Raw genomic sequence first — 11,895 nt, forward strand, 5'->3', positions numbered from 1 at the left:
TCCCTACTCCCGGAACGGAGGGCCGATGGAGTTCTTCCTCGTCCTGCTCGCACTGCTGCTCGTCTTCGTGGTCGTGGTCCTCGCCAAGACGGTGCGCATCGTGCCGCAGGCACGTGCCGGCATCGTGGAGCGCTTCGGCAAGTACAAGCAGACGCTGCCCGCTGGCCTCAACATCGTGGTGCCCTTCATCGACCGGGTGCGCTACCTGATCGACCTGCGTGAGCAGGTCGTCAGCTTCCCGCCGCAGCCGGTGATCACCGAGGACAACCTCGTCGTCTCCATCGACACGGTCATCTACTTCCAGGTCACCGACCCGGTCGCGGCGACCTACGAGATCGCCAACTACATCCAGGCGGTCGAGCAGCTGACCATGACCACGCTGCGCAACATCGTCGGTGGCATGGACCTCGAGGAGACGCTCACCAGCCGCGAGCAGATCAACTCCGGGCTGCGCGGCGTCCTCGACGAAGCGACCGGCCGCTGGGGCATCCGCGTCGGCCGGGTCGAGATCAAGGGGATCGACCCGCCGCCCTCCATCAAGGACTCGATGGAGAAGCAGATGCGTGCCGATCGCGACAAGCGGGCCGCCATCCTCACCGCCGAGGGTGAGCGCCAGTCGGCGATCCTCACCGCCGAGGGCTCCAAGCAGGCCTCTATCCTCTCCGCGGAGGGTGACCGGGAGTCCCAGATCCTCCGGGCCCAGGCCGACCGGGAGGCCGCGATCCTGCGCGCCCAGGGTGAGGGTCAGGCCATCCAGACGGTCTTCCAGGCCATCCACGACGGCCGCCCCGACCAGTCGCTGCTGGCCTACCAGTACCTGCAGATGATGCCGAAGATCGCCGAGGGTGACGCCAACAAGGTCTGGATCGTCCCGTCGGAGATCGGCAAGGCCCTGGAGGGCCTGGGCTCCACGATGACCGACATGGCCGGCATCCCGCGTGAGGCGACGCCGACCAAGCGGGTCGACATGGGTCCGACCGAGCCGCAGCTGCCGCGCTCCAGCACCGAGACCGGCTCGGGTTCCTCGAGCCGGGCAGTGGAGGAGGCGATCGCCGCCGCGCAGGAGGCCTCCGCCGTTCCCGCCCCGGCGCCCGGGGCCGGTACCACCGGCGGCGGGTCCGCCCCGGCGCAGGAGCCGCCACTCACGTGACGCTCCTCGAGGCGATCCTGGTCGCCGTCGCCGGTGTCTGCGCCGGAGCCATCAACACGCTGGTGGGGTCGGGAACGCTGATCACGTTCCCGACCCTGCTGGCGTTCGGCGTCCCCCCGATCACCGCCAACGTGTCGAACACGATCGGGTTGGTGCCGGGCTCGATCTCCGGTGCGGTGGGCTACCGCCGCGAGCTGGCGGGCCAGCGTGCCCGGGTGCTGCGCCTGGCGTCGGCCTCGCTGGTGGGCGGGGTGCTCGGCGCGCTGCTGCTGCTGGTCCTCCCCGAAGGGGCCTTCGAGGCGATCGTGCCGGCCCTGGTGCTGCTGGGCATCGTGCTGGTCGTGCTGGGGCCGCGGATCTCACGGCGGGTGGCGGCCCGGCACCAAGCCACCGGCGGACTGCCCCACCACGGCGCGTGGTGGGTGTGGCCGGCCATCGCGCTGGCCGGGGTCTACGGCGGCTACTTCGGGGCCGCCCAAGGTGTCCTGCTGATGGCCATCCTCGGCATCGGCATGGACGAGGCGCTGCAGAGCCTCAACGGGATCAAGAACATCCTCGGCGCCGTGGTCAACGGCGTCTCGGGGCTGGTCTTCGCGCTGGTCGCGCCGGTCGACTGGCAGGTGGTGGCGCTGATCGCGATCGGCTCGGTGCTCGGCGGGCAGGTCGGGGCCGGCATCGGCCGGCGGCTGCCCGACCTGTGGCTCCGGGCCACCATCGTCGTCGTGGGGCTCGTCGCGCTGGCCGTCTTCCTGCTGCGCTGAGGCCGGGAGGCTCCGGAAGGAGCGGTGGTCCCAGGAGGGGGCTAGGCCCGCTCGTCGACCGGCTCCTCCACCCAGGCGCGGAGCCAGGAGTCGAGCGTCCGGTAGACCTCGGCCCTCGGCCCGGGCCGGGAGAGCACGACGTCGTGGCGGGCTCCCTCCACGGCCACGCTGGTCACGTGGGTGCCCAGGGAGGGCGCCCACCGCCGGATCTGCTCGACGTCCAGGACGATGTCGGTGGTGTGCACCTCCTCGTCCATCACCACGCCCTGGCCGGTGCGGGTCGAGGAGAGGACCAGGGCCGGGCACCCGACGTTCAGGCCACGGTGCACGGCGGCGTGCCCGTCCCGGACGGCGCGCAGCCAGCCGGTCCGCACGGGCCACGACTCCAGCGGCTTCCAGGCCAGCTCGAAGGACCAGTCGCCGTCGTGGTCCAGGTGCAGCGACCGGGCGTAGAGGCCGCTCACCGTCCGCGGCACGACCACCCGGGGGACGACCTCGCCCAGCCGGCGGACCACCTCGGTGCCGAGGGTGCGGAGCCACCAGGGACCCTGCAGGTCGAGCCACGGTGAGTTGAGCACCATCCCGGCCAGCCCGGGGCGGCGGTCGTGAGCCCACAGGGGGAGCGTGAGACCGCCCGTGGAGTGGGCGGAGCCGACCACCGCGGCGTGGCCGTCCCGCTCGGTGATCCGGCGGAACGCCTCGTCGATCTCCGCGAAGTACTCCGACAGGTCGCTGACGTAGTTGGGCGTCTGGTGCCCGAGCAGGGAGCGGCCGTACTTGCGCAGGTCGAGGGCGTAGAAGGTGTAGCCGCGCTCGGTCCACCACTCGGCGTACTCGGTCTGGAAGAAGTAGTCGGCGAAGCCGTGCAGGTGCAGCACCGCGCAGTTGGTGGGGCCGTGGGTGGGGCGCTTGACCAGCGTGGCCACCACCGGACCCTCGTCGTCGTGGCCGAGCTCCAGGGTCTCGACCTCGTAGGGGTGGCCGAGGATGTCGACGGCGGGGCCAGGGGGGACGACGGGCATGGCGGGAGTCTCCCACCCGGAGCGCCGGGACGTGTGCGGACCCGGGGGAGCAGTCGATCTCGGCGCCTGCGGAACAAACCGGCAGGTGCCCCTGTTGTGCGATCTAGTTCGAAGTTCAACTAAGGGAGCAGCGATGCAGTTCGGCATCTTCACCGTCGGCGACGTGACCACAGACCCGACCACGGGGCGCACCCCCAGCGAGCACGAGCGGATCAAGGCCACGGTGGCCATCGCCCGCAAGGCCGAGGAGGTCGGGCTGGACGTGATGGCCTTCGGCCAGCACCACAACCCGCCCTTCGCCGCCTCCTCGCCGACCACCACCATGGCCTACGTGGCCGCGCTGACCGAGCGGCTCATCCTCTCCACCTCCACCACGCTGATCACCACCACCGACCCGGTGCGGATCGCGGAGGACTACGCCCAGCTCCAGCACCTGGCCGACGGTCGGATGGACCTGATGCTGGGCCGGGGCAACACCGGACCCGTGTACCCCTGGTTCGGCAAGGACATCCGGGACGGCATCGAGCTCGCCGTCGAGAACTACGCCCTCCTGCGCCGGCTCTGGCACGAGGACGTGGTGAGCTGGGAGGGCAAGCACCGCACGCCCCTCCAGGGCTTCACCTCCACGCCCCGTCCGCTCGACGGCGTCGCGCCCTTCGTCTGGCACGGCTCCATCCGCAGCCCCGAGATCGCCGAGCAGGCCGCCTACTACGGCGACGGCTTCTTCCACAACCACATCTTCTGGCCGGCGTCGCACACCGAGCAGATGGTCCGGCTCTACCGCCGGCGCTTCGAGCACTACGGTCACGGGGCGGCCGACCAGGCGATCGTGGGCCTGGGTGGGCAGGTCTTCATGCGGAAGAACAGCCAGGACGCGGTCCGCGAGTTCCGCCCCTACTTCGACAACGCGCCTGTCTACGGCCACGGTCCGTCGCTGGAGGAGTTCACGCGCCAGACCCCGCTGACCGTCGGATCTCCCCAGGAGGTGATCGAGCGGACCCTGGGCGCCCGAGAGTACGTCGGCGACTACCAGCGTCAGCTGTGGCTGATGGACCACGCCGGCCTGCCGCTGAAGACGGTGCTCGAGCAGCTCGACCTGCTCGGCGAGGAGGTCGTGCCGGTGCTTCGCAAGGAGTTCGCGGCCCTGAAGCCGGACCACGTGCCGGACGCTCCCACCCACGCCTCCCGCGTGCAGGCGGCGGGCGGTGGCCGGGACTCCACCGTGCCCGCGGCCGCGGACGACGTCACGGGCCGCTCCCCGAGCGTGACGGCGGTGCGCTCATGACGCGCCGGATCACGGTGGTCACCGCGGGGCTCTCCGTCCCCTCCAGCACCCGGTTGCTGGCCGACCGCCTCTCGGAGGCCACGACGCGGGCCCTGGCGGCGGCGGGTGTCGGGGCCGAGGTCGAGGTCGTGGAGCTGCGCGACCTGGCGCACCCGCTCGCCGACAACCTGCTCACCGGGTTCGCGACGGGGCCGCTGGCAGAGGCGATCGAGAAGGTCCGGGGATCGGACGCGCTGATCGCGGTCACCCCGGTCTTCTCCGCCTCCTATGCCGGCCTCTTCAAGTCCTTCTTCGACGTGCTGGAGCCCGGGATGCTCACCGGGATGCCGGTGCTGATGGGTGCCACCGCGGGCACCGCGCGCCACTCGCTGGTGCTCGAGCACGCCGTCCGTCCGCTCTTCTCCTACCTGCGGGCGGTGCCGGTCCCGACGGCGGTCTTCGCCGCGACCGAGGACTTCGGCGACCGTGCGGGAGGGCAGCTGGCAGGCCGGATCGAGCGTGCCGCAGGCGAGCTGGCCTCCCTGCTGGGGGCCGTCCAGGGGAGGACTCTCCCCGGCGCGGACGCCGAGGGCGCCGGGGACGCAGCGGTACCGGTCGTCCACCGTCGCGCGCGCACCCTGGAGGAGCGGTTCGCGGAGCCGACGCCGTTCGAGGAGTTGCTCGGCTCGGTGTGAGCCAGCCGCTTGCCATGGTGGAAAGTGACGAATATGGTTTCCGCCATGGAAAGTGACGCACGGCCCACCCCGTCCGACGCCCAGGTCGCGCTGCGGGGCCTCACCACCGCGCGTGGCCGCCTCGCCGAGCGGGTGACCACCCCGTGGTGGTACCGCCTGGGCGCCGCCTCGTGCACGGCGGCGCTCTTCGTCGGCCCCGGTCTGGTCGTGGGTCGCCCGGGGGCCGGCGGCGGCGCCGAGTCCGCCTCGACGTTGCTCGTCGTGCTCGGGGCGATCGTCGCACCCCTGGTGCTGCTGTGGGCGTTGCGGCGTGCGACAGGGGTGTCGGTCGAGCGCTACGCCGAAGGCATGGGCCCCTGGTACGCCGTCGTCTTCACGCTGTTCGTGCTCGGGTTCGCGCTCCAGGCCTTCGCCGGTGTCCCGTGGGCCCTGCTGGGTTCCGGGGCCGGCGGGTTCGCGGCCACGCTCGTGCGGGAGCGTCAGATCGACCACCTGCTGCGACGGCGTGTCCGTGCCGGCGGCGAAGGGGCCGCGTGACACACGTGAAGCCGGTCTTCGACGAGGTGGTCCACGCCCCGAACCGCCTGCAGATCTGCGCGATGCTCGCTGCGGTGGAGTCGCTGGAGTTCTCCGTCGTCCGAGAGGCTCTGGACGTGAGCGAGTCGGTCCTCAGCAAGCACGTGAAGGTCCTGGCCGCCGCGGGCTACGTACGGGTCTCGAAGGTGCCCAGCGGGTCGCGGAGCCGCACGTGGTTCACCCTCACCGCGGAGGGGCGTGCCGCGCTGGACGGACACCTCGCGGAGCTCCGTCGAATCGCCGCGATGGCGGCCTCGAGCTGAGCGCCGGTTCCATCGGCCTCCGGCGCGCCGTGCCGGTCAGCGCTGGTAGGTCCCGTGGATGATCGCCCGCCCGAGGCTCTTGAAGGCGAGGTTGAAGCTCATCACCGCGGGCGAGGCGTCGGCGTCGATGCCCAGCGACTCCTCGCCCACGGCGTGCACCACGAAGAAGTAGCGGTGCGGGTGGTCGCCCTCGGGCGGGGCGGCCCCCATGAACCCGACCTCGCCGCCGTCGTTGCGCAGCTGGAACGACTGGCCGGGCAGCACCCCGCCGGCTGCGCCGGTCTCCAGAGAGGTGACGTCGGCCGGGATGTCGACCAGGGCCCAGTGCCAGAAGCCCGACGGCGTCGGCGCATCCGGGTCGAAACAGGTCACCACGTAGGAGCGGGTGCCCTCGGGGGCGCCTTCCCAGGCCAGCTGCGGTGAGGTGTTGCCCAGGTGCGCCACCTGGTCGTCGCGCAGGGGCTCTCCGTCCGTCACGTCGGTGCTGGTCACGGTGAAGGACGGCACCGGGGGCAGGTACTCATACGGGTTCGGGGCGATCGGTCGCTCGATGCTCATGCCTCGGACTGTAACCGGAGACGGTCACTTCTACACGGTGACAATGGTGCAGTGAACGACTTCCCCCCGTATCCCGCCGGACTCCGCCTCGCACGCCGGAAGGTCGTCGTCGTGGGCGGCGGTCACGTCGCCCAGCGCCGCGTGCCGTCCCTGCTCGGCGCCGGAGCCCTGGTCACCGTGGTGTCGCCGCAGGTCACGCCGGCGATCGAGGGCATGGCGGGCGAGCTCACCCTGGAGCTGCGCCGGTTCCGGCCATCCGACCTCGACGGGGCCTGGTACGTCGTGGCCGCCACCAACGACCCGCTCGCCAACGAGGAGGTCTCCGCCGCCGCGGAGGAGCGCCGGATCTTCTGCGTGCGCAGCGACGACGCCGCCGCGGCGACCGCCTGGACCCCCGCCACCGGCCGGCACGGCAGCGTCACGGTCGCCGTGCTCGGCAACCGGGAGCCCCGTCAGTCCGCGGCGCTGCGTGACGACATCGTCAACGCGCTCCGCGACGGCCGGCTCAACACCTCCGGCGCCCTGGACCGCTCCCCGGGCGTGGTGCTGGTCGGCGGTGGCCCGGGCGACCCCGAGCTGGTCACGATCGCAGCGCGTCACGCCCTCGCCTCCGCCGACGTCGTGGTGGCGGACCGCCTGGCACCCCGTGCCCTGCTCGACGAGCTGGGCTCGCACGTCGAGCTGGTCGACGTGGCCAAGCTGCCGCGCGGGCGCAGCGCCAGGCAGGAGCAGATCAACGAGCTGCTGGTCGACCGCGCCCGCGAGGGCAAGCGCGTCGTCCGCTTCAAGGGCGGGGACAGCTTCGTCTTCGGCCGCGGTTTCGAGGAGGTCCTTGCCTGCCGGGAGGCCGGCGTCCCGGTCACGGTGATCCCGGGGCTCTCCTCCTCGGTGACCGTGCCCGGGGTCTCCCAGATCCCGGTGACGCACCGCGGGGTGGCCCACGAGTTCACGGTGGTCAGCGGTCATCTGCCCCCCGGCCATCCCGAGTCGCTCGTGGAGTGGTCCGCGCTGGGAAGGCTGCGTGGCACGGTGGTGCTGCTGATGGCGGTGGAGAACGCCGGCGCCATCGCCGACGCCCTGGTCGCCGGCGGCCGGCCGGCCGCCACCCCGGTCGCGGTGGTCGTCGAGGGCACCATGCCGGCGGAGCGGACCGTGCTCAGCACGCTGGAGAACCTGGCCGCCGACCTGGCCTCCCACAGCGTCCGCCCGCCCGCGATCATCGTGGTGGGAGACGTGGTCGCGGTCGCACACCCCGACCGCTTCCCGGCCCCGGTGAGCCGCACGGCAGAGTAGTGCTGTGGCGACCCTGATCGAGATCGACTCCGCGGAGGACCCCAGGCTGGCCGACTACCGGGATCTGCGTGACGTGCAGCTGCGCAAGAGCCTGGAGGCCGAGCACGGGCTCTTCCTCGCCGAGGGTGAGAAGGTCGTGCGGCGGGCCGTCGAGGGCGGCTTCGAGCCCCGCTCGTTCCTGATGGCCCCGCGGTGGCTCGACGGGCTCAGCGACGTGCTCGCCACCACCACCGCGCCCTGCTACGTGGTCGACGAGCGCCTGGCCGAGCAGGTCACCGGGTTCCACGTGCACCGTGGGGCGCTCGCCTCGCTGCACCGCCGCCCGCTGCCCAGCGTCGAGGAGGTGCTCGAGGGCGCCCGTTCGGTCCTCGTCCTGGAAGACGTGGTCGATCATGCCAACGTCGGTGCCATCTTCAGGAGCGGTGCCGCCATGGGCTTCGACGCGGCCCTGCTCTCCCCGCGGTGCGCGGACCCCTTCTACCGCCGGGCGGTCAAGGTCGCCATGGGCGCCGTCTTCACCCTGCCCTGGACCCGCCTCAACGACTGGTACGACGCGCTGCCCTCCCTGTCGAGCCGCGGTTTCACCACCGTCGCGCTCACCCTCGCAGAGGACGCGGTGCCGGTGCCCGAGGCGGTGGCCGGGGTCGACCGGATCGCCCTGGTCCTGGGCTCGGAGGGCCCGGGTCTCTCCGAGCGCTGGCAGCGCTCGGCCGACCGACGCGCGATCATCCCGATGCAGGCCGGGATCGACTCGCTCAACGTCGCGGCCGCCAGTGCGGTGGCCTGCTACGTGGCCGCGCAGCGCTGAGCACCCCCGGGGAGGCGGCCGGGCTCAGAGCGCGGGCAGGAAGGAGTCCTGACAGGTGTCGGGGGCCCGGGTGTTGACCGCGCGCAGCGGCATCCAGCGCCACCACCAGGGGACGGGCTCGGCCAGGGCGGAGTCGCCCACCCGCGGGACGACCACGGTGCGGCCCTCGCGTTCGTAGGTGACGGCGAGCTCGGGCCGCTGGTGGGTGTAGGCCCGGAAGGAGGGCCAGGGCAGCCGGTAGTCGGAAGAGGCGTAGGAGGCCAGGTCGCTGTCGCTGCTGGCCACGACCCGGACCAGGCCCTGGTGGGAGTCCCGCAGGGGGAGGGAGCGGGGGACCAGCAGGTGGTTGGACTCGCCCTCGACCAGGACGAGGTTGGAGTACATGTGCCACCCGTAGGCCGACTTGAGCTCCAGGTAGGGGGTGAGTCCGTTGGCCACCACGAGGGCGACGAGCGCGATCCCCGCCGGCCCGAGCCGCCAGCTCGGCCGGAGCGAAGGTCCTGCCATGACCGCCGCCCAGGCCACCAGCAGCGCGTAGGGCAGCCACCACAAGAAGCTGCCCGACGAGAGCCAGGCGTTCGAGGCGGCGGTGGGTGGCAGCACGTTGGCCGCGGTCACGGAGACGCCGACCAGGATCCCGGCCGCCCGCAGGGCGCGCCGACGCCTCCGGCCCAGGGGACGGCCCAGGGCGGCGAGGCGCTCGAAGAAGCTGTCGGCGAGGAACAGGGCGAAGAGCGGGAGGAGGACGGCGGTGAAGTCGTAGAAGTGCTGGCCGAGGTCCAAGGAGAGGGCCGTGTGGAACGCCATCGCGAGGAGGACGCCGAACCGCCTCGTCCGGGGGACCAGCAGGAGGAGGGGGACCGCCAGCTCCACTGCCACCGGGACCCAGACCGCCACGAGCGGCAGGGCGCCGGCGGTGCCGGCCGACGGGAGCCCGAAGGCGCCCAAGGCCTCGTCGAGGTGGAAGGTCCCGCAGCTGGTGACGGGGTCGAGGAATCCGGTGTTGAGCTTGGCGAAGGCGGCGAACGAGTAGAAGACCAGGAGCACCGTCCGGGCCAGCGGCTCGAAGCGTTCCGGGCAGCCGGCGGTCAGCAGGTAGCCGGCGGAGACGAGGGCCGCGAGCAGCCAGTGGTTGCCCAGCACGGGCGCCTCGAGCACGGCCGTGACCACCACGAGGCCCATGAGCAGGAGGACCCGCTTCGGGCGTGGGTCGAGGAGCACGGCGGTCGCCACCACCCCCAGCAGCGCGAGGGCGACGCCGAGCAGGTCGGGGGAGGGCCACAGCTCGCCGGCGAGGGAGTTGCCGGCCAGGTGGGCCAGGGCCGCCACCGCCCACATGCGCGAGAAGACCTGGCGCCTCGTTGCCATGCGCACATGATGGTCGTCCGCGGCGCCCGGCGCTGGCGAATGCCGTATCCGCGGGCTGTCCCGCGTGCGCCCGGGCGCGGCTGACCCGAACGGCGTCAGGTGAGTTCGGCGGGCCAGCCCGCGGGGTACTCGTCGGCGGCCTTGTCGTGCGCCTTCTGCAGCTTCTTGCGCGCCTTGGTCGGCAGCCGGTCTCCGAACACGGTGCCGAGGGTGTGGTCGGTCTCGTGCTGCAGGCACCTGGCCAGCAGGCCGTCGCCCTCGAAGGTGACCGGCTCCCCGTCGAGCCCGTAGCCGTCGACGCGCGCCCAGTCCGGCCGCGGGCACTCGATGAACGCACCGGGGAAGGAGAGGCAGCCCTCGTCGTCGTCGTCGAGCCGCCGGTCCTTGCCCTCGGGGAGGGTGAGCCGCGGGTTGCAGACCACGCCGACGGTGTGCGCGCCCGTGTCGTCGGGGCAGTCGAAGACGAACATGGCCACGTCCTCCCCGATCTGGCAGGCGGCCAGGCCCACGCCGTCTGCGGCGCGCATGGTGGCGACCATGTCGGCGGCCAGCTCGCGCAGAGCGTCGTCGAACTCGGTGACCAGCGCCTGGGGCCGGTGCATGACCTCCGCGCCCCAGCGGGTGATGGGGCGGACGCGTCCCCCTTCGGGCAGTGGACCGTGGGGAGCGTGGGGAGCCTGCGACATGTGATCATGCTAGCGACGGGCGTGCTGTGATCTGCGACACACCTCGTATCTGTGGCGCTGTGTGTAACTGCTAGTTACAGTGCCGCCATGGCCTCCATCTCCTCTGCCCTCGGACCGGGCGGCAAGAACGGGCTGGCGTCGGGCGAGACCCGCGCCCCGCTCGGCTATGCCGTGGCTGCGCTCAGCCGACTGGCGCGCAGTGAGCTGCTGGACCGCGTGGGGCTGCGCCGGACCGCCGAGCAGGTCGTCTTCACCGCCACCCGCGGGGGGTTCAGGACCGCCGCGGCCGCCGGTCGCACCTTCGCCCGCAAGGGCCGCAAGGGTGCCGGCGTGCGAGCCCCGAGCACCCCGGCCACGGGCCGCTTCGACCTGACGCCGACCGAGGACGAGCAGATGCTCGTCGACGTGGTCTCCGAGTTCGCCGCCGAGGTGCTCCGCCCGGTCGCGGCCGAGGCCGACGACGCGTGCGCGGCGCCCGAGGCCGTGCTGGCCTCCAGCCTCGAGATCGGCCTGCCGATCCTGGGTGTCCCGGAGTCCCTGGGCGGCATCACCGAGGAGCGCTCCGCGATGGCCGGCACCCTGGTCGCCGAGGCGCTCGGCAAGGGCGACATGGGCCTCGCCGTGGCCACCCTGGCGCCCGGCGCCGTCGCCACCGCGATCTCGCTGTGGGGCAGCGACGAGCAGCAGCAGACCTACCTCCCGGCGTTCACCGGTGACGACTGCCCCGCCGCGGCCCTGGCCCTGGCGGAGCCCCGGGTCCTCTTCGACGCTCTCTCCCCGCAGACCACCGCCCGACGCGAGGGCGAGGGGTTCGTGCTCAACGGCCTGAAGTCCGCCGTGCCGAGAGGTGCGGAGGCCGAGCTCTTCGTGGTCGGCGCCGAGCTCGACGGGCGTCCGGCGCTCTTCGTGGTGGAGTCCGGCGCCGCCGGCATCGAGGTGGTGGCCGATCCCTCGATGGGGGTGCGGGCCGCCGGCCTGACCCGGCTCCAGCTCAGCGACACGCCCGCCGAGCTCCTCGGCGAGGCCGACGGCTCGACGTACGCCGAGTGCGTGCGGCTCTCCCGGCTGGCGTGGTGCGCCCTCGCGGTCGGCACCGCCCAGGCGGTGCTCGACTACGTGACCCCCTACGTGAAGGAGCGGGAGGCCTTCGGTGAGCCGGTGGCCCACCGGCAGTCGGTGGCGTTCATGGTCGCCGACATGGCGATCGAGCTGCAGGCGATGCGGCTGGTCACCTGGCGCGCCGCCTCCCGCGCCGCGCAGGGCAAGGAGTTCGCCCGCGAGGTGGCCCTGGCCCGCCGGCTCTGCGCGGACAAGGGGATGAAGATCGGACTCGACGGCGTCCAGCTGCTCGGAGGACACGGCTTCGTCAAGGAGCACCCGGTGGAGCGGTGGTACCGCGACCTGAGGGCCCTGGGCGTGATGGAAGGAGGCGTCCTCGTCTGAGGACGGGG

Annotated in this window: 13 protein-coding genes; 9 read left to right on the plus strand and 4 right to left on the minus strand. The window is 72.6% G+C overall.

Annotated elements, in window-relative coordinates:
• The first annotated feature begins 25 nt into the window (after positions 1-25).
• Both AC4BGE_RS13330 and AC4BGE_RS13335 read left to right on the plus strand, forming a co-directional pair.
• Positions 26-1,150, plus strand: coding sequence for an SPFH domain-containing protein (locus AC4BGE_RS13330; protein ID WP_490575598.1), 1,125 nt, complete (start codon positions 26-28; stop codon positions 1,148-1,150).
• Positions 1,147-1,911: a sulfite exporter TauE/SafE family protein gene (locus AC4BGE_RS13335; protein ID WP_490575599.1), complete on the plus strand. Its 765-nt coding sequence runs from the start codon at positions 1,147-1,149 to the stop codon at positions 1,909-1,911. The genes AC4BGE_RS13330 and AC4BGE_RS13335 overlap by 4 nt, the downstream gene beginning before the upstream one ends.
• 41 nt (positions 1,912-1,952) lie before the next feature.
• On the opposite strand, the gene AC4BGE_RS13340 is transcribed toward AC4BGE_RS13335, so the two are convergent.
• A complete protein-coding gene (locus AC4BGE_RS13340) occupies positions 1,953-2,933 on the minus strand; it encodes an alpha/beta hydrolase (RefSeq protein WP_490575600.1) in 981 nt (326 codons plus the stop codon).
• 133 nt (positions 2,934-3,066) lie between these two features.
• Between AC4BGE_RS13340 and AC4BGE_RS13345 the strand changes: the two genes are divergently transcribed.
• From AC4BGE_RS13345 to AC4BGE_RS13360, 4 genes are read left to right on the plus strand one after another with little or no spacing between them, the layout of a single operon-like run.
• Positions 3,067-4,218: an LLM class flavin-dependent oxidoreductase gene (locus tag AC4BGE_RS13345; protein WP_490575601.1), complete on the plus strand. Its 1,152-nt coding sequence runs from the start codon at positions 3,067-3,069 to the stop codon at positions 4,216-4,218.
• Complete coding sequence (locus tag AC4BGE_RS13350; RefSeq protein ID WP_490575602.1) at positions 4,215-4,892, plus strand: FMN reductase; 678 nt, start codon at positions 4,215-4,217, stop codon at positions 4,890-4,892. Before AC4BGE_RS13345 ends, AC4BGE_RS13350 begins: the two co-directional genes overlap by 4 nt.
• A 45-nt stretch (positions 4,893-4,937) precedes the next feature.
• Positions 4,938-5,429 carry a hypothetical protein gene (locus AC4BGE_RS13355; protein ID WP_490575603.1) on the plus strand — a complete coding sequence of 164 codons (492 nt, stop codon included), beginning with the start codon at positions 4,938-4,940 and terminating at the stop codon, positions 5,427-5,429.
• Complete coding sequence (locus AC4BGE_RS13360; RefSeq protein ID WP_490571390.1) at positions 5,426-5,731, plus strand: transcriptional regulator; 306 nt, start codon at positions 5,426-5,428, stop codon at positions 5,729-5,731. The genes AC4BGE_RS13355 and AC4BGE_RS13360 overlap by 4 nt, the downstream gene beginning before the upstream one ends.
• Positions 5,732-5,767: 36 nt before the next feature.
• Here the strand turns inward: AC4BGE_RS13360 and AC4BGE_RS13365 are convergent, their stop codons facing one another.
• Positions 5,768-6,289, minus strand: coding sequence for a YbhB/YbcL family Raf kinase inhibitor-like protein (locus tag AC4BGE_RS13365; RefSeq protein ID WP_490571389.1), 522 nt, complete (start codon positions 6,287-6,289; stop codon positions 5,768-5,770).
• A gap of 51 nt (positions 6,290-6,340) precedes the next feature.
• Here AC4BGE_RS13365 and cobA point away from each other — a divergent pair, with 51 nt between their 5' ends.
• The gene (gene cobA / locus AC4BGE_RS13370; protein WP_490575604.1) at positions 6,341-7,582 is read left to right on the plus strand and encodes a uroporphyrinogen-III C-methyltransferase; all 1,242 of its coding nucleotides are present in this window, start codon (positions 6,341-6,343) and stop codon (positions 7,580-7,582) included.
• Between the two features lie 4 nt (positions 7,583-7,586).
• Positions 7,587-8,390, plus strand: a complete 804-nt coding sequence (locus tag AC4BGE_RS13375) for a TrmH family RNA methyltransferase (protein WP_490575605.1) — start codon at positions 7,587-7,589, stop codon at positions 8,388-8,390.
• A 24-nt stretch (positions 8,391-8,414) separates the two neighbouring features.
• Here the strand turns inward: AC4BGE_RS13375 and AC4BGE_RS13380 are convergent, their stop codons facing one another.
• Positions 8,415-9,758, minus strand: a complete 1,344-nt coding sequence (locus AC4BGE_RS13380) for a hypothetical protein (protein ID WP_490575606.1) — start codon at positions 9,756-9,758, stop codon at positions 8,415-8,417.
• Between the two features lie 95 nt (positions 9,759-9,853).
• Positions 9,854-10,444, minus strand: a complete 591-nt coding sequence (gene def / locus AC4BGE_RS13385; protein WP_490571385.1) for a peptide deformylase — start codon at positions 10,442-10,444, stop codon at positions 9,854-9,856.
• Positions 10,445-10,531: 87 nt separating this feature from the next.
• Between def and AC4BGE_RS13390 the strand changes: the two genes are divergently transcribed.
• Positions 10,532-11,887, plus strand: coding sequence for an acyl-CoA dehydrogenase family protein (locus AC4BGE_RS13390; RefSeq protein WP_490575607.1), 1,356 nt, complete (start codon positions 10,532-10,534; stop codon positions 11,885-11,887).
• The last annotated feature ends 8 nt before the right edge of the window (positions 11,888-11,895 follow it).

The sequence above is a fragment of the Nocardioides sp. Z50_6 genome (assembly GCF_058215755.1).